Here is a 22473-nt window from a genome sequence, read left to right on the forward strand (position 1 = left end):
CCCCGCGCACGCTTTCTGCACCCGCGCACAAATTTGCTAGCAATACTGTGCGCAGCCGCACAATTCGTGCGCTGCGACAACCCCCGGATCACGCGGAGGGCTGACCACTGACTACTCGCTCTGCCCAAAGCGCCTGGGACGCAACCACAGCCAGATGGCCAGGCTGGAACTGCCATCACCCTGCCTCTCCTTCCTCCAAAGCTCTTGGGACGCAACCACAGCCAGATGACCACCTCGGGAACGCGACATTGCGCGCCTGACCGTTAACTAAAGCCGGGTACGGCAGGCGGCGTGCCCAGCACTGCTTCACAGGAAAACGTGGATAGGTCTTCAGCTCACTGGACTGTTCACCTCTGGAGTCCTGAGTAGCAGTTGCCCGATGGGTGCACCTTTTCGGGGGTTCTGGGTGTACTGGTTCGGGTTGGTGTGCTGAGAGATTCTCCGGTGGTGTGCTGTTCCAGGGGTTTTCGACTGGTTCATCGGATGACCGGAGTAGTGCTGGGCGCGTGAGGTGGGGTCCCCGACCTTAGTTATCGGTCAGGTGCGTGGTGTCGTGTTCCGGAGGTGGTCATCTGGCTGTGGTGCTGTTCTCGAGCGCTTTGAAGCAGTGAGTGTGTCGTGTGGGTGTTTTCGGGGCTGCTGGGGCTCCGATGTGCACTTTTTGTTCTGGCCGAGCACTGTTTCTGGATGCTGCTCACCTCTTATACAGAGTGAGCGGCTTACAGAAACAGTGCTCGCCTGAGCGAAGGGGGGTGGGCGCGGTTGTGGCGGGCGAGGTGATCCTCGTGCGGCTTTGGTGCGGGGTCAGGGCTTGGGGTCGGGGACGATTACGACTTTGCCGGTGATGGTGCCGGATTCGGCGAGGGTGAGGGCGTCGGCGGCCTGGCTCAGCGGGATTCGGGCGGCGACCTGGGGGCGCAGGGTGCCGTCGGCGGCGAGGGCGAGGACCTTGCCGAGGTCTTCGTTGAGGTGGTTGCGGAAGCGGGTCAGGTTGCGCTTGCCTGCCCAGATGTTGTAGAAATGCGCGTTTCGCTTGTTGGGCAGGGTGTTCCACAGCATCAGCTGGCCGAACAGCTTCAGCACCGGCAGTCGGGAGTTGCCTTCGTCGTTCTTCGTCGAGGCGGTGCCGTAGGCGACCAGGGTGCCGTGGTCCGCGAGCAGCCCGAAGGAATCGACGATGCCGGGGCCGCCGACGTGATCGAACACCGCGTCGACACCCTGCGGTGCGAGCGCCCGAACCTGTTGTGCCACATCGCCGCGGTAATCGACGGGGCTCGCGCCCAGCGCCTCGACGATCGCCGCGTTCTTGGCCGAGGCGGTACCGATCACCCGGATGCCGGCAGCTCGGGCCAGTTGGACGAGGGTCGAGCCGACGCCACCGTTGGCGCCGTGCACGACAATGGTCTGGCCGCGCTTGACCTTCGCGATCCGGTGCAGCATCTGCCATGCCGTAATCCCGTTCACCACAAAGGTTTCCGCCTCCGCCGGATCGAGCGTCGACGGCACCGGGATGAGGTCCGCGGCGTCGAGCACGATGTGGCTGCTCCAGCCGCCCACCTTGGTCAACGCGGCGACGCGGCGGTCGAGCAGCGTCTCGTCGACCGACGTGCCGATCGCGGCGACCGTCCCGACCAGGTCGTAACCGGGCACGAAGGGAAACGCGGGCTGGTCGTAGTACTTCCCGCGCCGCATCTGCTGCTCGGCGAACGAGACGCCGGAGGCTTCGACGCGGACCAGGACCTGGTCCGGGCCCAGCGGCGGCAGCTGACGCTCGGTGACCTGCAGGCCTTCCGGCTCGACCTGGCCGGGCAGGACGATCTCGATTGCGGTGACTGGCTGCGTGGTGGTGTTCATCAAGACTCCTAGTGTGTGACTGGTCAGTCACTCTGTGGGCGGAAAAAGCGCCCCGACGTCGGGGCTCGGTGGATCTAGTTGGCGTTGGGGTGGCGCATGCCGTCGGTGAGTACCGCGGCCCAGTCGCCATCCTGTCCGTCGAGTTCGAGGGTGACGATGAGGTGGCAGAGCTGGCCGTAGGCCATGAAGCGTTGGACAGCGCTGTCCTCGGCGCCGGATCGTGTCTTGGCGAATTTCGTCACTCGGGCGAGTCCGGTTCGCATCGCGTCCGCGATCTCCGGGATGTCCGCGGCCGATTGCGCATGCACCTGCAGCATCAGCAGGCTCTTGTCCGCGATGAGTTGGGCATACGCGCCGCCCATTGCATACAGGATCTCGTCGGGGCCGGCACCGTCGGCGCGGGCTGCGCCTGCTGAGAGTGCCTGCTCGACGAGTTCGAAGCAACGGTCGATCGCCGCGACGAACAAGGCGATCTTGCCGGGGAACAACTTGAAGACGTACGCGGGAGAGATCGCCGCCTTGGCGGCCACGTTGTTGATCGGCGTGCCGTGGTAGCCGGTGCGGGCGAATTCGGTGATCGCCGCATCGACAACAGTGTCCCGTCGAAGCTCCGAGGTGGAGAGTGTTGCTCCGCGCTTTGTCATGTGAGTGACTGTACACTCACTCTTGGAAGAGCGTCAAGCCGTGGCAGATGAGTTGGTACCGAATGCGCTGGTAGCGCAGAACTATTCGGCCGGCGACCGACTAGCGGGACGCCCGTCCACGCCAGCCCCACACGGCCAGCAGCACCCCGCCGATCAGCACGATCGGGCCGATGATCGACCAGGTGACGGTGTTGCTCATCGGACTGCCCGAGACCACGCCGAAGCCCTGCAAAGACCAGAGAAGTCCGGCGAGTCCGATGATGACGCCGAGCGCGACAAAAATGGGGCTGCGCATGAGGCTGCCTTTCGTTTCACCGCGCGACGGCGGTTTCCGAGTCAACAGTAGCGCCGGTCGGCCCGTTGCCGGGGAATCGGTGGATAGTGGAGAGGTGCCCGTAGCCGAGAGTCCTGATCCGAAGCGCCTTGGTGCGCCGGTCGGACGGCGCGTGGTGCTCGGGCTGCTCGCCGCCGGTGCCGCGGGCGTGCTCGGCGGCACGCATATTCAGAAGGGGTTGTCGGCGGTGCTCGGGCCGATCGGCAACCGCGATCCGACCGGGCTGGTCGGACTCTTCCCACTGGGCAACACCTTTCGCTTCTACTCCGTCACCAGCAGTGTGCCCAAGCGCGACGCGAGTGACTATCGGCTCGACATCACCGGCCTCGTCAACGCACCGCGCAGCCACTCGTTCAGCGATTTGCAGGCGATGCCACAGCAGGAGCTGGTGCGCGACTTCCAATGCGTCACGGGGTGGCGCGTGCCCGAGGTGCGCTGGCGGGGTGTCCGGTTATCCGATCTCCTCGATGACGCCGGCGTGACCAGTGCCGCGAAGGCGGTGCGGTTCACCTCGTTCGACGGCACCTACTCCGAGAGCCTCACCCTCGAACAGGCCAGGCGTGCCGATGTACTCGTCGCACTGGAGATGCTCGACGGCCCGGTCACGCACGATCACGGGGGACCGGTCCGGCTCTATGTCGCACCGATGTACGGCTACAAGAGCTGCAAGTGGCTCTCCGGAATCGAGTTGACCAAGGATGTCGTGCCCGGCTATTGGGAGCATCGGGGCTACTCGATCGACGGATGGGTCGGCCGATCGAACGGGCGTAACGATGACCCCACCAGCTGACCCGACCGCGCGCGACCTGCACCGGTTCAGCCGCGCCGAGCGCTGGGTGCATTGGCTCACCGGTGTGCTCGTCCTGATCTGTATCGTCACCGCCGCGATCCTCTACAACGGCTCGCTCGCGGTGCTGGTCGGCAACCGCCATATTGTCGAAATCGTCCACGTCTATTGCGGTTTCGCACTACCGGTGCCGATCCTCCTCGGCCTGGCCTCGCGCGCCTATCGCGCCGATCTGTCGCGACTCAACCGCTTCACCCACGCCGACTGGTTGTGGCTTCGGTTCAAAGGTCGCCGCCTGTCCGGCGAAGAGGTCGGCAAGTTCAACGCAGGCCAGAAACTCAACGCGGCCCTGAGCGCCGGATCGATTTTCGTACTGCTGGGCACCGGCGTGATCATGTTCTTCCCGGACTGGACCCGCCTGGCCTGGCGTACCGGCGCGACATTGATGCATGACTGGTTCGCCTTGGCCTTCGGCATCTTGGTCGTCGGCCACCTCATGTACGCGCTGCGCGACGCGGAAGCCATGCGCGGCATGCTCACTGGCAAAGTCACGAAGACCTGGGCGGAGCAGGAGCACGTGCGGTGGGCGCAAGAGCACGACGCGGCCGAATAGCGCCGCATGGGGTGATCGTCTGAACTCGTTGCCGCCTGCGAGAACTCAGGATCGGGTACCGGTGCGGCGGGAACGGGCGTACCGGGCGCGTTCGCGGGTGAGGGTGAGGATGTGGTCGAGGAGTCCGGGGCTGACTCCCGCGGTCGCCGTCGAGTATGGGGACGTGTCAGTGTAGGCGCCGCCTGCGACCAGGCTGTGTTTGCTGCGAAAAGTGACCAGGGCGTTCATGATTCGGATCACGCCGTCCATGGCGTCGGCCACCCGGGTCGCGGGTGGGCCGGTAGGGCGTTCGAATTCGCGCGCGAGCCGGGTGACCAGGGATGAGGCGCCTGCGGTGTACTCGAACAATCGACGCCATTGGGGTAGGCCGTATTTCACGAGATCGTGGTGGAAGTACCTCAGGTCGGCATCGCCGTGGTCGGAGGACCATACGAGGCGGTCGATCAAGTAGAGGGGGACGTGCACGGGCGCGGGCCCATAGAACTGGCGGTCGGCGACCGTCACGTCGGTCATGAACGGCCCCAACCGGGCGGCGTAGAACTCGACCGGGTCGACATTGCGGTAGACCTCGTTCATCACCTCCGGCAAGGTTTCCAGTTGATCCGCTGCCGCGTGGCAGATCTCGCCGAACGCGATGTCGCTCGGGCGCAGTTCGGCCAATCCCGCGAGCGTCGGCGCGATTTCGTCGATCAGCAGGGTGCTTACGCGGACGGCGTCGATCAGCACGCTCTCCTGCCTGTCGCCGAGGAACATTCGCTGACGTTTGCCCGGCGGGTTCCAGACGCCGTAGTGCAGCACGGTATTGCGCGGGACCATGTCCACCGAGAGGCCCCAGGCCAGCAGCGCGTCCGTGGCCTCGGGCACGGCTTCGAGCGGCTCGACGCCGTGGCGCTGCAACGACGAGAGGAACATGCCGGCATCGCGCATTGCCGCGAGCCGCTCGGGAACCCGCAGCAGTTCTACCTCACGGGCCTGCCAGATCAATTGCCGAAACGACTTGGCGAGTTCGCGCACGTCGGCGGCGGCATTCATGGCGGGCAAGTTCGCCAACAATGCGTCGGCGGAGAGTGGATCCCGGCGCGCAACCTGGTGACACGACGATTCATCGAGCCGTATCGAGCGTGCTCCGCTACTACCTGGATTGACGTGTGCAGACGGTCGAGACCGCTTTCGAAGGGCTGGCATCAGGTCCTATCTTCGTTCTGCGAGTCATCATCTCTCGCAGGTGGTCGTGCGTGGATGCCGTCACCATCGTGCGGTCCGAAATAAGTGTCCAGCAAGGCAAACAAACATCCCATGAGTTGTCAATGTGGAGTTTGGCAAACTTCTGGTAAACGAAAGCGGTGACACCTTTTGTGTGAAGTCGAGAATTCCCCAGACGACTGGGGAAGCGGCCGTGGCCATGTTCTAGAACTGGACGTGTGACCATTAAGCTCGTTGTCGGTCAGGCGAGCGGAGAAGCCAATGCGCGGAGTCATGAGAAAGACGATGGCCGGAGTGCGGGCACGCGGGCGACGATGGGCGGTAGGGGCTGTGGTGGCCGTGATCGGGTGTGCCGGTCTGGTCGCGCTCCCCGCCCCGGCGCAGTCCGCACCGGCCGGGCCTTCGATCAGCAGGATCCAGGCCGAAGGGAACTATCTCGTCGATGCGCTCGGGCGCAAGGTGCTGCTGCACGGCGTCAACAATGTCGACAAGCAAGCGCCGTACATCGAACCGGGCGACGGGTTCACGCTGACCGACGCGGACGCGACATTGCTTGCCGGACATGGCTTCAACACGGTCCGGCTCGGCGTGAGTTTCGACGGACTGATGCCGACGCGCGGCGTCGTCGACACCGCCTACCTCGACCGCATCGGCACGGTGATCGATACCCTTGCGGCACACGGCATCTACACCCTGCTCGACAACCACCAGGACGGATTGTCGAAGATCTGGGGCGGCAACGGTTTTCCGGAATGGTCTCTACGATCGCGACCGGCGGTCTGGGAACCGAATCCCGGTTTCCCGCTGTACTACCTGATGCCCAGTATGAACCGTGGCTGGGATGAGGTGTGGGACAACAGCAATGGGGTGCTCGACTATCTCGGTACCGCGCTGGCCGCCCTGGCCGCGAAGGCGAGTGGACGCGCCGGGGTGCTCGGCATCGAGCTGATGAACGAGCCGTGGCCCGGATCGGCGTTCCACACCTGCTTCCCGAACGGCTGCCCCGGCTTCGACACCAAATATCAGGCGGCCATGCAGAAACTGACCGACGCGGTGCGCGCCCGTAACACCGGCATCCCGGTCTTCTGGGAACCGAATGTGACCTGGAACGAGACCATGCCGTCGAATCTCGGCAAGAACCCGCCGATCAGCTCACCCGGCATCGTCTTCGCCCCACACGACTACTGCATCCCTAGTCAGCTCGCGATCTACCTCGGTCTCCCCGAACAGCTGCGCGGGCTGTGCCCGGTGCAGCAGGACAAGACCTGGGGCAATATCGATGCCTTCACCAAGAGAACCGGAATACCCACGCTGGTAACGGAATTCGGCGACGGCGATGCGACCGTGCTGCGCAACACCGTCACGCGGGCCGACGAGCGGTTCATCGGCTGGCAGTACTGGCACTACGCATCCAGCTTCGGCCCGGGCGGGCCCAAGCCGGACCCGTTCCTCGGCGACATCGGCCGCGACCTGGTGCGCACTTATCCCCGAGCCACTGCGGGCACACCGGGCCGACTTGTCTTCGATTCCGCCACCGGCGATTTCGCCTATACCTACACTCCGAAAGCTCTCGCCGCGCCGACCGAAATCTACGTCTCCGATCTGCACTACCCGAACGGCTACGAGGTCCGTGTCGACGGCGGCGCCGTCACCTCGGCTCCCGGGGCCAGGGTAGTCACCGTGGAAGGCAACGGATCAGCGTCGGTCACCGTACGGATCAACCGACCCGGCTCGGCGGGGGTCAAGGTCGGCTCGTAGTCCCTGGGCTCGAGCGCCGACGGTGAGCGGATCGCCTGCCACAGCGTGCGGTAGAAGTCGAGGTAGGTGCGTTCTACGTGGAGCGCCCGTTGCCGAACCTCGTCATGACGTGCGGGTAATTGGTTGAGTGGCACCGACATTGCGGCGTGGTGTTCGATGTGCAGGTTGTTGCCGTTGGTGAACCAGGTGCTCAAGCGGCTGCCGCGGATCGAGCGGGTGTTGCGGAGGACGTCGGTGGTGTCCGGGTCGCACAGGATGTGCTCGGGCAGTTCGACCAGGAAGTGCATCGGGACGGCGAACAGCAAGGGCAGCAACCAGAGTCGGAGAACCAGTTCGTACTGTCCGGCCACGGCGAGGGTTACGGCACCGAGTAGTAACCCGCCGAGGATCAGATGCTCGGTGACGGCCCGGCGGCGCATCGTGTCGCTGATGTCGCCTTGTTCGTACCGCCAGCGTCCGGTCGCCGCGCGCAGGATGTCCCGGACGACGACTACGAGCCGCGCATAATCGAACATGCCGCGCGCCAGCAGGCCGACGGTCAGCGGCTTTCGGGTGTCGAAGCCGAAGAACTCGGTGTCGCTCGGTGTTCCGAGATAACGATGGTGCTGCAAGTGGCGCACGCGATAGTTGGTGTAGACGACCAGCAGCGGCATGCCCAGCGGTACCCCGACCAGCCGGTGCGGTCCTGCCGTCCGAAAAGCGGAGTGGTGCAACGCCTGATGCTGCAGCTCGACGGCGTGCGTGTACATGGCCGCCAACAGCAGCACCCCGGCGATCAGCGCGACCGGCTCCGGCCGCAGCGCGAGCACGACGCCGAGCGCGGTGAGTGCCGCGAGCACGGCAAGTTTGGCGAGGAAGACGCGTTCGTCGGCGGCGGTGGTCCGGGCACGAGAGAACAACAGGCCTGGCGGGTGTTTCATGAGATCTTCTCGGCTCGGGTCAGCGGCCGCTGAGCAGGACGACGTGGGTTCCGGTGAGGGTGGTATTTCGGGCATGGCCGAGCAGCCCGGCGAGCGCGACCGCCCCGGAAGGCGTGGGCTGGGCACCATGCTCGGCCAGCAGATCCCGGGCGGCCAGCAGTTCGGTGTCGTCGGCTCCGAACACCGCGCCGCCGGTCTCGGCCACCGCGGCCATCGCCTCGGGACCTTGCAGCGCATGCCAATTGACCAGTGGCTGATTGTGATCGGTGGTGACGACGCCGTCCGCGGGCAGCATTCGATATTCACCCGGCCAGCTGGTCACCACCGGATTGTTGGCGGCCGAACCGACGCCGTTGATCGGCACCGACCAGCCGATGGCCCGCAGCTGCCGGTGCACCGCGATGATGGTGGTGCCGTTGCCGACCGGAATCCACAGTGCGGCAGGCGGTTCGGCGAGCGCGGCGCGCAGCGCGTGCACGACGACGCCGTGGCCCTCGAACACCGCGTCCACGTACGGGCCGTCGACGTTGCCGTCGATCGAGCCCGCCTCCCTTGCGAGAAGCCGGGATTCGTCGACGGCGTCCTCATAGGTGCCGGGGACCAGGTGCACGTCGGCGCCCGCCTCCCGCATGAACGCGCCGCCGTCGCTCCACCCGGTGGGCAGCACGACGGTGCAGGCGAGCTCGGCCGCGGCGCACGCCATGGCCATCGCCCGGCCGTAGTTGCCGCACGTCGCGATGACGACCCGCCGGTAGCCCTCGGCCATCGCGCGGGCGACCACCGCGCGGGCGGCTGGTTCCTTGTGACTGCCTGAGGCGTAACGGGTTTCGTCCTTGATCAGGATCCGAGTTCCTGGCACGAGCGCACCGGCATCGATGAGCGGCGTGGCGTACGCGTCGGTGGGCGCGGTGGTCAGGGGTGAGGCGGGCACGGTCGGCCTTTCAGCGGAGAAGTTGAGCGTCGGCAAGGCGTTGCAGGTCGTCGCGAGAGTCGATCTCGGCGGGCGGCAGGGCGTCGGGCAGGTGGTCTTCGAGCAGGCGCAGCCGGGTGTCGAGCCAGCCGCGCACCGCCCAGGCGAGTTGCAGCAGGCCGCTGAGCACGACGAGCAGCGCCAGCCCGCGGCCGGGACCGACTCCGATGAGGTGGCCGACGGTGCCGGCGAGCGGGCCGTCGGGTTCGAGCAGCGGTCGCACGTATCGTTGCGCGATCGGGCCGACCAGCAGGTAGCCCAGCGGCATGGTCAGCATCATCACGGTGATGAAGATGGACAGCACCCGGCCCTGCAGTTCGAAGCCGACCTTGGTCTGCACCACGGCGATCCAGTGCCCCTCGGCCAGCGATTCGCCGAAGGTCAGCAGGAACATGCCCGCGATGACGAAGACCGGCGAGCTACCCGAACCGACCACGGTCATGCCGAGGCTGCCGATGCCCATGAAGATGATCAACCCGTTGGTCCGGCGCACGGTGCCGCCCCACAGGCCCATCACGAGACTGCCGGCCAGCCCACCGAAGCCGCCCGCGCCCAACGCGATTCCGAGCACGGCCGGTGACTGTTCGATCAACAGCATCGGGGTGATCACGGCGAAGCCGAGGGTGTAGAACGCGTGGTCGATGACGAAAAAGCGCAACGCGGCGCGCATTCCGGGACGCCGGGTGATGTAGCGCCAGCCGTTGACGATCTCGCTGCGGAACGTCTCCTCCCGGCGGCGGAACATCAGATTCGGGAACCGGACCAGCAGCAGGGTCGCCACGCCGACGGCGAAAGTCAGCATGTCGAGCAGGATTACGCCCGCGATCCCGATCAGCCCGATGAGCCCCGCCCCGAGCATCGGCGCGAACACCAGTCCCACACCGACACCGAGCTGGCTGATGCCGTTCGCGTGCCCGAGATACCGCTTGGGCACGAGTTGGGCGACGGCGGCCAGGTACGCGGGCCGCTGGAACGCCCCGGCGATCGAGGTGACCGTGACGGCCAGAAATATCTGCCACAGTTGCAGGCCGCCGGTAAACACCAGCACCGCAAGGACACCCATCGACACTGCGGCCGCGCCGTCACTGATCAGCATCACCCGGCGGCGGTCCCACCGGTCGGCGGCGGCACCGGCGATCGGGCTGACCAGGATGCCCGGCAGCAGTCCGATCGCGTTGACGACGGCGAAGTCGGTGATCGATCCGGTCTGCTGGAACACCCAGATGCTGAGCACCAGCGCACTGAGTCCGCTGCCGACCATGGAGATGAACTGACCGAGGGCGACGAGGGCGAACTTGGACAGGCTGGGTGGCGGTCCTGCGGCCGGAATCGATACCGGTTCAACAGGTTCGGTGTCGCGCTCGGCGAAATCGACGAGCGCTTCGGCCAATGGCTCGGCGTGGCTCTTCACGAAAAAGTGCCCGGCTCTTGGTAACACGGCCAGATCGAGCGGTCCCTCGGTGAAGTGCCGCCATTCGTGATGACGTTCCGTGTAGTGCTCGGTGACCCGATCCTTGGCGCCGACCACCGCCAGCACCGGTGTCCGCAGCGGAGTCTGTGGGTCGGTGTACGCGGCGGTGAAGTACTCCTCGGCGTCGCGGGCGTCGTGGCGGACATTGCGCAGCACGAACGCCTGCTGCTCTGCGTCATCGATGTCGACGAACCCGCCGCGGCCACGGAGATAGGTCAGGTACTCGCGATCGGAGGTGAGCCGGTCGGTCGGCACGAGTCGGTAGAACCAATCGAAGAACCGGCCGGGCAGCCGTGCGGTCGGGAACCCCGCGCCGAGCGCGACGCCGATCAAGTCGATACCCGCCGCCTCGGCCTGCCGCGCCAGCTCGACGGTGAGCGCGACACCGAGGCAGTGGCCGTACAGCAGAATCGGTCCGGCGATCGCGGGCAGCTCGGCCAGGATCAGTTCGGCGACTACTGTGCCGGGCAACAACTCCTCGTCCGGCCGGGCGCGGTCGTGGCCGGGCAGTTCCGCCGCGTACAGCGCCCAGTTCGCGGGCAGTGCTTCGGCGAGTGGCTGATAGGCGACGGCGCTGCCACCGGAGTATGGCACCGCGACGACCGTGATGCCGTCGGTGGTGGCGTCGATATCGGTGAGCCGGTGCAACATTCGTCGTTGGGCGGGCAAGCCGGGGGAGCGGTCGTCGAGCAACGCGGCCAGCCGCCGGACTGTCGGATACTGATACAGCTCGATCAGCGCAGGCGCCGGCTCGAGACGTCGAATCACCTTCAGTGCGGCGAACGAGTCGCCGCCGAGCGCGAAAAATGTGTCGTCGATACCGAATTCGGCAACGCCGAGCACCTCGCGCCACACCGCCGCGATCTGCAGCTCGGTCGCGGTGCGCGGTGCAGGCCCGGCCACCGAGCCGAGGTCGTCGGGTGGTGCGGGCAGTCGGGGGCGATCGAGTTTCGCGTTCGGCGTGAGCGGGAGTGCGGCGAGCGTGAGCACCCGCGCGGGCACCATGTGCGTCGGTAACTCGGTGGCGAGCGCCTCGCGGATCGCGGCCTCGTCGGCGTTGGCGCCGTCGCGGGTGACGACGTAACCGATCAACCGGGCCAGCCCGGATTGCGGCGTGTGCATGGTGACCGCACAACCGACCACATCCGGCAGCGCGCCGAGCGCGGCCTCGATCTCACCGATCTCGACTCGGTAGCCGTTGACCTTCACCTGCCCGTCGAGCCGACCGAGGAAGTCGACCTGGCCGTCGAGCCGCCAGCGCGCGGCATCACCCGTGCGATACATCCGCGCGCCCGGTTCGGCCGCGAACGGATCGAGCACGAACCGCTCGGCGGTGAGCTCGGGCCGGTCGTGATAGCCCGGCGTGACGCCCGCGCCGCCGACATACAACTCGCCCACGATGCCGGCGGGAACCGGCTCGCGATAGGCGTCCAGCACGTAGACCTGGTTGTTCGGAAACGGCCTGCCGATCGGCAATGGGGCATTGCCCGGCAGGTGATCCACCGCGCCCGTGAACCACACGTTGTCGACGCTGACCTCGGTGATGCCGTACGCGTTGACCACCGAGTTCTCCGGTCCGACCAGCTGCCGAGCCAACTCGTATTCCCGGACCCGCCACTCCTCGCCGCCGCCGATCAGCAGGCGGACGAAATCCAGCCGCTCGCCGATCTGCTCGACATGGGTGAGCAGGGTGCGCAGCACGGCGGGCACGAGTTCGGTGCACTGGACCACTTCGTCCCGCATCAACGCGTACAGGTCGGCGGGATCGAGCAGCGTCTCCCTCGGCACGATCACCAGCCGGCCGCCGGTGGTCAGCGCACGCAGTGTCTCGCCGACGAACATGTCGAACGAGAAGCTGGCCGCCTGCTGATACGTCCACTCGGGGCGCAATTCGTAGGCGTGCCGCCACATCCCGACCGCGTGCACCAGGTTGCCGTGATTCACCACGACGCCCTTGGGTTTGCCGGTGGATCCTGAGGTGTAGATGAGGTACGCGGGATCGTCCGCGGTATTGCGCAGCGGCAAATCGCTACCGTCGTCAGGGGTTTCGCCGACCAGATAGTCGGCGTCGACGACAAGTGTTGCGCCGCAGTCGGCGAGCATGTAGTCGAGGCGCTCGCGCGGGTACGCCGGGTCGAGCGGCACATACGCCGCACCGGCTTTGAGCACCGCCCACATCGCGGTGAACAGCTCGAACCCACGATCGAGGCAGATCGCCACCCGCTGCCGCGGCGCGACGCCCTCGGCACAGAGCCGTCGGGCGAGCCGGTTGGCCCGCTGGTTCAGCTCGGTATAGCTGATCGTTTCGCCACGGAAGGTCAACGCTGGAGCGTCCGGAGTTGTTGCGGCACAACGCTCGAACAACTGATGCAGCGCGGTCGCATCGAGCTGGGGGAGTGCGCTGTCGTTCCATTCGTGCACGATCCGGCGGCGTTCGGTATCGGTGAGGATGGGCAGCCGGGCCACCGGGGTGTGCGGCTCGGCGACGGCGGCGGCCAGCACGGTCAGCAGATGACCGAGCAGTGCCTCGATCCGTGCGGCGTCGAACAACTCGGTCGCGTAATCGATGCTCAGCACCGCACCGTCGGCGGGGAAATCGAGACCGACGGCCAGGTCGACCATTGTTGCGGCAGGGGCGATCTCACCCGCGTACCGAACGGAGCGGTCGCCGGGCTGCGGCGTGTTGTGCACGGTCAGCATGACCGGGCTGACCCGATTTCGGTTCCCGCTGCCCGGCCGGGCGAGCGCGTCGATCAAGTCCGGCAAGGCCAGGTCCTGATGATCCAGGTCGAGCAGTACAGCATCGCGAACTCGGTCGAGCAGTTCGGCGAACGACGGCTCGCCGGAGATGTCACCACGCATCGGCAGGATATTGAGTAGCGGACCGACCAGCGATTCCAGACCGCTTGCGGTTCGGCCGGCCACCGGTGTCAGCACGGTGAGGTCGGTTCTGCCGGTGTAGCGGGACAGCACCGCCTGCACACTTGCCAGCAATGCCATGAACAGGCTGGCGCGTCGGGTCTGCGCGTAGGTGCGCAGTCGATCGAGCAGCTCCGGGTCGATGCGGGTGGAAACGCGTGCCGCGGCGAAAGATCGGGCTGCCGGACGGGGGCGATCGGCGGGCAGTTCCACGTCGAGGTCCGCGCCCTCGAATCGGTCGCGCCAATACGCGGTCAACGAGGCGTCGGCCTTTGCGGCAGCAGCGCGGGCGGCCAAGTCCGGCAGCGGCGCGGGCGTGGGCAGCTCGCTGTCGACGCCGGTGCGGGCGGCCTCATACAGCTGTGCGAGTTCATCGCCGACGATGCCCGCCGACCACCCGTCGAACGCGAGATGGTGCACGACGAGCACGACCTCGTCCGAACCGTTGCCGCGCACCAGGAACGCTCGCGCGATCGGACCGCGGCGCAGCTCGATGCCGTCGGTCTCCGGTGCGGATTCGATCAGCGGGATCGTCGCGTCCGGATCGATCACCATGCTGGGTTCCGCGCCGTCGTCGACGAAGCGGGACCTGAGCAACGGATGACGACGAGCGAGTTCGACGAGACCACGGGCCAGCGCGTCCGCATCGACGCGCCCGTGCCACCGATACCGGATGCCGAGTGCGTGCGCGGGCAGCTCGGCGCAAACCTGCTCTGCCACCCAGAAATCGCGCTGCAGTGGACTCAGCGGCAGCGGCACATTCTCCGGTAAGCCGGTGATCGGCCGGGATTCAGCGGTGACGTGCTGACCTAGCCGAGACGCGACGGCAGCGACCGTGGGTGCCGAATACAACTCGCGCAGGGTGAGATCGACACCGTGCGCATGGCGGAGGGCGGCGCTCAGACGTACGGCGCTGAGCGAATCGCCACCGAGTGTGAAGAAGTCATCGTCCGGCCCGTTGACGGGCACACCGAGCAGCGACTCCCATAGCGCGGCGATCTTCGCCTCGTCCACGCTGCCCGACCACGAAACGCTTTGGGCATGAGGGGTTTCCGATACCAGAGCCGCGCGATCGATCTTGCCCTGCGGCGTGCGCGGAAACCGCACGTGCCGAACGAGATCGGCGGGCACGAGGTAGGCGGGCAAGGTCTCCCGCAGCGCCGCGCGCACCGCGGCCAGGTCGGTGTCGGGCTCGGTCACGACGTGGCCGATCAACACCGACCGGTCCACCCGCTGATCCACCAGCACCACGGCATCATCGATCGCCGGGATCGCCCGCAGTGCCACCTCGATATCACCCGGCTCGACTCGGAAGCCGCGAATCTTCACCTGATCGTCGAGCCTGCCGAGGAATTCCAGCTGGCCGTCGCGCCGGCGAACGAGGTCGCCGGTCCGGTACTCCATACCGTCGGGCCCCGGCCGGAATCGCTCGGCGGTGAGCTCGGGCCGGTTCAGATAGCCCTCGGCGATCGTGGATCCGCCGATCAGCAGTTCACCGATCGACGCCGGATCGCCGTCGGCATCGACGACCCGGCAGGTCACCCCGGTCAGCGGTGTGCCGATCGGCACCACCTCGCCCGCCCACCGGGTGAGGTCGGCGACGGTCGCGACTACCGTGGTTTCCGTTGGCCCATAAGTGTTCAGCAGTCGCGTCGTACCGCCGACCACGGCCTGCCATCGGCGCACCGCGTCGGGTCGCGCGGCCTCGCCGCCGATGATGGTCAGGCGGACTGTCGCGGGCAGCGCGGCCTCGCCCCGATCGAGCGCTGTGACCAGCTCGTGCCAGTAGGCGGTCGGCAGGTCCAGCACCGACACTCCCAGCGCCGCGCAGCGGTCCAGGAACAGATCGGGACGGCCGATCATGTCTTCGTCTCGAAGCACCACTGCCGCACCACAACTCAGTGCGGGAAAGAGTTCCTCGATGCTGGCGTCGAAACTCAACGACGCGAACTGCAACACTCGATCATCGGCGCCGAGCCCATACCGATCGATCGCGGCCGCACAGAACGCCGCGAGCGCCCGCCGCGACACCAGCACGCCTTTCGGCCGCCCGGTCGTTCCCGATGTGAAGATCAGATAGGCAGCGCCGGGCTGCGGCACACCGTCGCCGAGCGCGACGACCCCGTCCTCGGTGACCAGTGCCGCGAGCCGGGCGTCATCGATCATCGCGTCCAGTCGAGCCGCCGGATACGCCGGATCGAGCGGCACGTACGCCGCCCCCGATCGCAGCACGGCCAGGATCGCGACGATCGCCGCGCGGCCGCGCGGCAGCTGGATGCCCACCAGATCGCCGACCCGAACTCCGTTGGCGCGCAAGCGCTCCGCGAACTCGTCGATCAGCTCGGCGAGCTCGTCATACGTGACACTCCCGTCGCCGTCGATGAGTGCCGCCGCTTCCGGCCGACGACTCACCTGCCCAGAAAAGGACTGCCACATCCCGTCTGTCACGTCGGATCGGAATGCCTCACCGGCAGCACTCACCGGATCTCCTCGCCTCGGTCGAACTCCGGGGCAGATGTTATGGGGCCGGCCACACGCGATGGCTGCGGCGGAAAGCCGCGATGATGTTCCGATGATGCCCGATTGCCGGAATGACCGGGCCAGCCGGGCTTTCGGCGGCGGTCGGTAGGGCGCCGATGATCCAACGATGATGGATCAGTTTTTGATGTTCACCAGATGTATGTGAAAAGTGCGGTGCCACAAAGAGGTTCGGGCTGATGGAGATGATGCTGCACTGACCTCCCGGTTGATCCGTTGGCGACCAGCGGGATAAGGCAGCTGTTTCGGTACGGTGGTTGAGGTGAGGTCTGCCGCCGGGGCGGCTCACGGGTGGGCGCGATCGGTCCCGGTCGCGATAAGCAGGGAGGGCAGCATGGCCGACATCGAGGCGCAGGACCTGATCGAGACGGTGGGCGCGGACTTCTTCGAGGACCCGCAGGTGTATTACCGGCGGTGGCGCGAGCGGGGGCCGGTGCTGCAGGTTCAGTTCTCGCAGAGCATGCCGGTGTGGGTGGTCATCGGGTACGCGGAGGGGCGGGCGGCGCTCGCCGATCCGCGCCTGCACAAGAGCGTGGCCGGGATGATGGAGGTGGTTCGCCGGAAAGACCCTCGGGCAGAAGAGGGTTCGGAATCGCTGACACTCAGTGGCCACATGCTCAACAGCGATCCGCCCGAGCACACCCGGCTGCGCAAGATGGTCAACAAGGCCTTCACCACCCGCCGGGTGGCGGCGCTGCGGCCGCGCATCGAAGAAATCACCGCCGGGCTGCTCGATCAGATGGCCGAGCAGGACGAGGTAGACCTGTTGGCGGCCTTCGCGACTCCGTTGCCGGTCACCGTGATCTGTGAACTGCTCGGCGTGCCGTTCGAGGATCGGGCCGAGTTCCAGCACTGGACGAAGGTGCTGGTCGGGGTGGGCGGCGACGTAGCGGAGCGGAGGCGCTGCACGGCCGAGATGTCGCAGTACTTGGCGGAATTGGTGCGGACGAAGCGGAGCGATCCGGGCGATGATCTGCTGTCCGGTCTGACGCATGCGCGCGAAGACGGTGACCAGCTCTCCGATGAAGAACTGATCGCGATGGCGTTTCTGCTGCTGATCGCGGGACACGAGACCACCGTGAACCTCATCGCCAGTGGTACGTACGCATTGCTGCGCAACGAATCTCAGTTCCGTGCGCTGCGGGAGGATCCGGCCGGCGTGCGCGCCGCGGTGGAGGAATTCCTCCGCTTCGGCAGCCCGGTCGAGTGGTCCACCGTGCGCTACACCACGGAGCCGGTACTGATCGGCGACACCGAAATTCCCGCCGAAGAGTTCGTCTACGTCGCCCTCGCCGCGGCAAACCACGACCCCGCCCGCTACCACGACCCGGACAACCTCGACCTCACCGGAGACCCCTCCGGCCATCTCTCCTTCGGCCACGGCATCCACTTCTGCGTCGGCGCCCCGCTGGCTCGCGTAGAAGCGGAGATCGCGTTCACCGCACTCCTGCAACGATTCCCGAACCTGGCACTGGCCCCGCAGACCGAGCCTTTGCAGTGGCACCCGAGCCTCCTCATTCGAGGACTCGTCACGTTGCCTGTCCGGTTGCGCGGGTAGGCGGCAACTCCGTCCGAAGCCGCCCGTGGTGGCCGAGATCTGATCGATCATCAAGTGCCCGTGAATGTTCCGTGATGACCTCGGAATTCAGTTCGCGCTCACGGCGACCGGAAGACGAGCTGCCATCCGCCTCGCCAACAGGATCACCACGTGGACTCGTAGCATCCCGATGGTGCCTGCGCAGGTGTCCGCCCGCGCCATGGCCGCATTGTCGTGCACGTTTTCCGGATCGCTCAGGAGCTCGTCGAGTTCCATTCCGGCCCTGGCCTGTTCGAGGGTGAGTGCCCGATCGGGCAGCCAGCTCAACCGCCAGACCGCGCGGCCTCGGTCGGCGACGCGGGAGGCACGTTCCGGACTGGCATCACTGGTGATCGACCACTCGGTGAAGTAGAGCGCCATGACAAACTCCTCTAGGCGGCATCGTCGAATTCGCAGCGCTGATTCATCTTTCGCGCGCGCTGTCGACAGACGGGAAGCTCGAGGCGAGCAGCCTTATTCGGTCTATCTCGTCGGTCTCGACAGATTGTCGATCCCAGACCCCAACGTAGAACCTGGCGACGCAATACACGAGCCCTGCGGAGCATTCTAAAAGCGAGTTCAGGTGCCGTTAACTGGCAGATCACAACCGATCACGGACCGGTCACGCGCAGATCATGGTCGACCAGGTGTTATGTGTGATCCGTCGTGGAACTGGGCAGCTGCCGCTCATCGTCGCAGCGCATCAACCTGGCTTGTCCGTCCGCCGGATGCCTGCGAGGGGCGTCGCTCATCTTGGTCACGTGCCGCTGCCGACCTGGTATTAGCCGTCAAGTGGCCGAATGATCTGCGATCGGTTCCGTTGTGTATGTGCTCGGATTCTCCGTGCATCCTGGATATTTGGAGTATTGCGACAAGAATAGGGCGAATTGGATTTTCTGTCGTCATCGGCTATTTCACCGAGGGGAGTCGGGGAGGGTGACGGAGGCGCGGTAGCCGGGGCATTGTTCGAGGTCGCCGTCATGCGAGCAGGTAAGGAGCCAATGGAGGTAGTGGCGGGCGGATTCCAGTTCGCGCATGCGGTCGTCGATGGCCGCCACGTGGGTGTAGACGGTGGCACGCCAATCGGTGGTGGTGGATCGCGCGCTGAGCAGGGTGACGATCTCATCGAGGCTCATCAGACCGGTGCTCTGCCATTGCTTGATGAGCGCGATCCGGTAGAGCTGATCCTGGTCGTAGCAGCGGCGGCCACCGCGGCGGTGCGCGGTCAGCAATCCCCGGCGCTCCCAGTAGTGCAGCGTGGACAGCGGGATATCGAAATGATCCACGACGGTGGCAATGGGCGTCAGCTGCAGCATTCCTCTAGTTGACCTCAACCCAGGTTGAACAGGCAAGGTAAGCCTTGGCTTTGTTGACCAACCTGGAGGACGAAACGTGCCACGAGAGCCGTATTCCATCACCGCAATCACCCGCGCTTTACGCGCGGGGGAGACGACCAGCATCGAGCTCATCGAGTCCGCGATCACGCAGGCCGATCGGCACGACAGCGATCTGGGTGTTTATCTCGCCCGGTTCGACGAGTCGGCCAGGCGGCAGGCGGAGCGGGCGGACCAGGAGCGGGCCGACGGTCTTGATCGCGGTGTGCTGCACGGTGTTCCTATTGCGGTGAAGGACACTATCGCAGTAGCCGGAGGCGACACCACCGCGCAGAGTTTGGTGCACGACCGCGCATGGGGCGCGGGTCGGGACGCGCCGGTGGTCGCGAGGTTGCGCGAGGCGGGCGCGATTATCACCGGCAAGACCACGACGATGGAGTTCGCTTGTGGCGTACCGGATTCGAGCAAGCCGTTCCCGTTGCCGCGGAATCCGTGGGATCCGAGCCGGTGGGCGGGCGGCTCCAGTTCCGGCACGGCCGGTGGCATCGCGGCAGGGCTGTTTCCCGCGGGACTCGGCTCGGATACGGCGGGCAGTATTCGGATGCCCGCCGCGTTCTGTGGTGTCACGGGACTGCTGCCCACCTTCGGCCGGGTTCCGAAATCGGGTTGTGTGCCACTGGGTTACAGCTTGGATCGGGTCGGACCGCTGGCTCGCACCGCGGCGGACTGCGCGGCGCTGCTCGGGATCATCGCCGGTCCGCATCCGAGTGATCCGAACAGTACGGCCGCACCTGCCGGAATCCGAGCGATCAGTGAGTTCGAGGCCGAGCCCGATCTGTCCGGACTGCGCATCGGCTTGGCTCGTAGGGCGCACTTCCCGGCTGACGCCGATCCCGGATTGGTCGATGTGTTCGATTGTGCGATGGGCATTCTGGCCGACTGCGGTGCGGACATCGAAGAGGTCGCGCTGCCGTACTGGGCGGAAACCATCATGGCGACGTTGCTGAGCGCGACCTGCGAAGGGCTTGCCTATCACCGTGCCGCGCTGACCGATCGATGGAGCGACTACTTCGTGGCCTCGCGCGGCTTGCTGGCAAAGGGGGCACTGGTGTCGGGTGCCGATTATGTTCAGGCGCAACGGATCCGGCGGGTCGCCCAGGGGGCGATCGGCGAGCTGTTCGATCAGTTCGATGCGGTCGTCGGTCCGACGGCGTCCGTCGGTGCGCCGCGAATCGATGAGTTGGTCGATGCGACGGGGTTCCAGGATGACGTCGGTCTCTTCGGGAAGCTGTACACCCCTTACTGGAGCGGACTCGGCAACCCGGTGCTGGCGCTGCCGATGGGCTTCGGCGCGACCGGACTGCCGTTATCGCTGCAGATCGCCGGTCCCGCATTCGGCGAGGCGATGATCCTTCGGATCGGCGACGCTTTCCAGCAGCGCACCGAATGGCACCGACAAATGCCGCCGCGCTACCGGACGGCGGTAGCGGCATGAGCGAGCTCGAAGCCATCCGAACGCTGCTGGCCGCCGCAGGACTACCCGCGAGCGCGGCCGAAATGGCCGGTCTGGCAGCAACTTACCCGGCCTATCGGGCCGCCATCGACGCACTCTACGCCGTGCCCACCGCACGGTACGTCGACCCGGCGACGCGGTTCCACGCACAGGCGCGACTCGTGGAGTGGGACCGATGAGTGCGTACACAACGGTGTTGGACCGAGCGCGCGGCCGAATCGGACGGTGGGAACCCGAGCGACTGATATTGATTCTGGCCTGCATCGGATCGTTCTCCGTCGTCATGGACGCCACCATCGTTTCGGTGACCTTGCCCGACCTGCGCGCCGACCTCGGATTCTCGCCTGCCGCACTGCCGTGGGCGGTCAACGCCTACACCCTGGCCTTCGCGGGTTGCCTGCTCTTCGGCGGCCGCTGCGCGGATGTATTCGGCCGCCGCCGAATCATGTTCGCCGGCATGGGGATATTCACCGCAGCCCGAGTGGCCGTCGGGCTCGCCGACTCCCCGGCGCTGCTACTGATCGCCCGCGCGGCGCAAGGCGTCGGCGGCGCGCTACTGATACCGGTCACATTGTCCATGCTGACAACAACTTTCGTAGAGTCGGCGGCCCGTGCCCGTGCACTGGCGGTGTGGAGCGCGGTGGGTGCCGCCGGTGCCGCGAGTGGGCCGGTGATCGGCGGACTGCTCACCCAACTGGCTGGGTGGCGCTGGGTGTTCTTCGTGCTCGCGCCGCTGGGTGTCGTCGGCATGATCGGCGCGATTCGTGTACTGCCCCGGCAAGTTTCGGGGACAGCCCGATCACGACTGGACATGGTCGGCGCATTGCTGGTCACGGCGGGCATCACCGGTGTAGTGCTGGCGATCATGCGCTCGGCGGCCGTCGGCTGGACCGCCCCCACGGTGCTCGGCTCCCTACTCGGCGGCTTCGCACTGATCGGTGTCTTCGCAGTCCACCAAACATATTGGGCCGCAGACCCGATCCTGCCACTCGACATCTTCCGAATTCGCTCGGTGAGTAGCGCAAACACAGTGATGTTCCTGCTAGGCGCGGGTTTCCTCGCCAGCCCCGTCCTGCTGTCGCTGTATCTGCAAGACGTGCACGGCTATTCGCCCCTCCTGGCAGGAGTCGGCTACCTACCGGTCGGCGCGGCAATGATCACCGGCTCACGCTCCGCCGGCTGGCTCACCGTCCGCTTGGGCGCACGCACCGCAACAATACTGTGCTCCGCCATCGGCACACTGGGCCTCGTCTGCACCGCCGTCTGCATCGCACTCGACGCGCCCTACCTGTGGACCGTCCTCATATCCGGCGCGATCCTCGGCTATGGCGTAGCCGCCGCCTTCACCCCCATCACCGTCGCCGCCACCAACGGCGTACCCCCCGACCGCAGCGGCCTAGCCGCCGGCGTCCTCAACACCGTCCGCCAAACCAGCGGCGCAGTAGGCCTAGCCGCCCTGAGCGCCATAGCCCTCTCCGCAGGCTACGCAACAAGCTTCGCCGCCAGCGCCGCCTGCCTAGCCGCCGCGTGCGTGGTCGCGACGATCACGATGCCCCGGCGATAACGACTGCGGCACAATGTATCCGCAATCGCTACGCGGGTGGCTGGTCAGCGGAGGTCGGTGATCAGGCGGAAGCGTTGGAGGATGACGGGGGTGTCGTCGTTGACGGTGAAGGATTCGTTGTTGAGGGATTGGCGCATTTCTGGGCTGTGCCAGTAGGTTTCGTGGACTGCTCGCCAGTCGGTGAGGGTGGTGAAACCTTCGCCCTCGTCGATGGCGTGGGGGAGGTCGACTTCTGCGAGGCGGGTGACTCGAACATCGGTCACTTCGATTACGGCGACTCGGTGGTCGTTTGAGTCGACTACTGCGGCAAGGGAACCGACCTCCGGTAGGGGGTCGCCGCAGTGCTCGTAGTCGGCGAGTAGGCCGGTGGTGGATGTTTTCGAGCCGTCGAGGATTGCGGCGACGAGTTGATCGCGGATCGGACCGGGGAACGCGAACTCGGCCTTCGGAAGTGTGATGGGGTCGGTCGTCATGC

Annotated in this window: 16 protein-coding genes and 1 pseudogene; 7 read left to right on the plus strand and 10 right to left on the minus strand. The window is 66.3% G+C overall.

Going from position 1 to position 22473, the window contains the following annotated elements:
• Nucleotides 1-804 precede the first annotated feature (804 nt).
• From ABZ942_RS29940 to ABZ942_RS29950, 3 genes are all read right to left on the minus strand, one after another.
• Nucleotides 805-1854 (minus strand): medium chain dehydrogenase/reductase family protein, encoded by a 1050-nt coding sequence (locus tag ABZ942_RS29940; RefSeq protein WP_357387747.1) that lies wholly within the window; start codon nt 1852-1854, stop codon nt 805-807.
• Nucleotides 1855-1928: 74 nt separating this feature from the next.
• Nucleotides 1929-2498 carry a TetR/AcrR family transcriptional regulator gene (locus tag ABZ942_RS29945; RefSeq protein WP_357387749.1) on the minus strand — a complete coding sequence of 190 codons (570 nt, stop codon included), beginning with the start codon at nt 2496-2498 and terminating at the stop codon, nt 1929-1931.
• Between the two features lie 100 nt (nt 2499-2598).
• The gene (locus ABZ942_RS29950; RefSeq protein ID WP_357387751.1) at nt 2599-2793 is read right to left on the minus strand and encodes a hypothetical protein; all 195 of its coding nucleotides are present in this window, start codon (nt 2791-2793) and stop codon (nt 2599-2601) included.
• Between the two features lie 94 nt (nt 2794-2887).
• Between ABZ942_RS29950 and ABZ942_RS29955 the strand changes: the two genes are divergently transcribed.
• Nucleotides 2888-3622, plus strand: coding sequence for a molybdopterin-dependent oxidoreductase (locus ABZ942_RS29955; protein ID WP_357387753.1), 735 nt, complete (start codon nt 2888-2890; stop codon nt 3620-3622).
• Nucleotides 3606-4232 (plus strand): cytochrome b/b6 domain-containing protein, encoded by a 627-nt coding sequence (locus ABZ942_RS29960; RefSeq protein WP_357387755.1) that lies wholly within the window; start codon nt 3606-3608, stop codon nt 4230-4232. The genes ABZ942_RS29955 and ABZ942_RS29960 overlap by 17 nt, the downstream gene beginning before the upstream one ends.
• A 45-nt stretch (nt 4233-4277) precedes the next feature.
• Here ABZ942_RS29960 and ABZ942_RS29965 read toward each other — a convergent pair whose 3' ends face one another.
• Nucleotides 4278-5264, minus strand: a complete 987-nt coding sequence (locus tag ABZ942_RS29965) for a monodechloroaminopyrrolnitrin synthase PrnB family protein (RefSeq protein WP_357387757.1) — start codon at nt 5262-5264, stop codon at nt 4278-4280.
• Between the two features lie 444 nt (nt 5265-5708).
• On the opposite strand from ABZ942_RS29965, the gene ABZ942_RS29970 reads away from it, so the two are divergent.
• Complete coding sequence (locus ABZ942_RS29970) at nt 5709-7193, plus strand: cellulase family glycosylhydrolase (RefSeq protein WP_357387759.1); 1485 nt, start codon at nt 5709-5711, stop codon at nt 7191-7193.
• A 74-nt stretch (nt 7194-7267) separates the two neighbouring features.
• On the opposite strand, the pseudogene ABZ942_RS29975 reads toward ABZ942_RS29970, so the two are convergent.
• The 3 genes and pseudogenes from ABZ942_RS29975 to ABZ942_RS29985 all read right to left on the minus strand — a co-directional run.
• Nucleotides 7268-8242 (minus strand): annotated as a pseudogene (locus ABZ942_RS29975) (fatty acid desaturase); the annotation flags it as partial.
• A complete protein-coding gene (locus ABZ942_RS29980) occupies nt 8133-9044 on the minus strand; it encodes a pyridoxal-phosphate dependent enzyme (RefSeq protein ID WP_357387761.1) in 912 nt (303 codons plus the stop codon). The pseudogene ABZ942_RS29975 and the gene ABZ942_RS29980, both read right to left, overlap by 110 nt.
• A 10-nt stretch (nt 9045-9054) precedes the next feature.
• Entirely contained in the window at nt 9055-15954 is a 6900-nt protein-coding gene (locus ABZ942_RS29985; RefSeq protein ID WP_357387763.1) for an amino acid adenylation domain-containing protein, read from the minus strand.
• 391 nt (nt 15955-16345) lie between these two features.
• Between ABZ942_RS29985 and ABZ942_RS29990 the strand changes: the two genes are divergently transcribed.
• Nucleotides 16346-17569 (plus strand): cytochrome P450, encoded by a 1224-nt coding sequence (locus tag ABZ942_RS29990; RefSeq protein ID WP_357387765.1) that lies wholly within the window; start codon nt 16346-16348, stop codon nt 17567-17569.
• An 87-nt stretch (nt 17570-17656) separates the two neighbouring features.
• On the opposite strand, the gene ABZ942_RS29995 is transcribed toward ABZ942_RS29990, so the two are convergent.
• Together ABZ942_RS29995 and ABZ942_RS30000 are read right to left on the minus strand one after the other, a co-directional pair.
• Complete coding sequence (locus ABZ942_RS29995; protein ID WP_357387767.1) at nt 17657-17968, minus strand: hypothetical protein; 312 nt, start codon at nt 17966-17968, stop codon at nt 17657-17659.
• A 533-nt stretch (nt 17969-18501) separates the two neighbouring features.
• Entirely contained in the window at nt 18502-18903 is a 402-nt protein-coding gene (locus ABZ942_RS30000; protein WP_357387769.1) for a MerR family transcriptional regulator, read from the minus strand.
• Between the two features lie 76 nt (nt 18904-18979).
• Between ABZ942_RS30000 and ABZ942_RS30005 the strand changes: the two genes are divergently transcribed.
• Genes ABZ942_RS30005 through ABZ942_RS30015 form a run of 3 tightly spaced genes read left to right on the plus strand, consistent with a single transcriptional unit; the run spans nt 18980 to nt 21998 of the window.
• Entirely contained in the window at nt 18980-20416 is a 1437-nt protein-coding gene (locus ABZ942_RS30005; RefSeq protein ID WP_357387771.1) for an amidase, read from the plus strand.
• Entirely contained in the window at nt 20413-20613 is a 201-nt protein-coding gene (locus ABZ942_RS30010; RefSeq protein WP_357387773.1) for a hypothetical protein, read from the plus strand. Before ABZ942_RS30005 ends, ABZ942_RS30010 begins: the two co-directional genes overlap by 4 nt.
• Complete coding sequence (locus ABZ942_RS30015; RefSeq protein WP_357387775.1) at nt 20610-21998, plus strand: DHA2 family efflux MFS transporter permease subunit; 1389 nt, start codon at nt 20610-20612, stop codon at nt 21996-21998. The genes ABZ942_RS30010 and ABZ942_RS30015 overlap by 4 nt, the downstream gene beginning before the upstream one ends.
• Before the next feature lie 44 nt (nt 21999-22042).
• Here ABZ942_RS30015 and ABZ942_RS30020 read toward each other — a convergent pair whose 3' ends face one another.
• The gene (locus tag ABZ942_RS30020; protein ID WP_357387777.1) at nt 22043-22471 is read right to left on the minus strand and encodes an ASCH domain-containing protein; all 429 of its coding nucleotides are present in this window, start codon (nt 22469-22471) and stop codon (nt 22043-22045) included.
• Nucleotides 22472-22473: the final 2 nt, after the last annotated feature.

The sequence above is a fragment of the Nocardia sp. NPDC046473 genome (genome assembly GCF_040645995.1).
In the GTDB taxonomy this organism is placed as follows: Bacteria; Actinomycetota; Actinomycetes; order Mycobacteriales; family Mycobacteriaceae; genus Nocardia.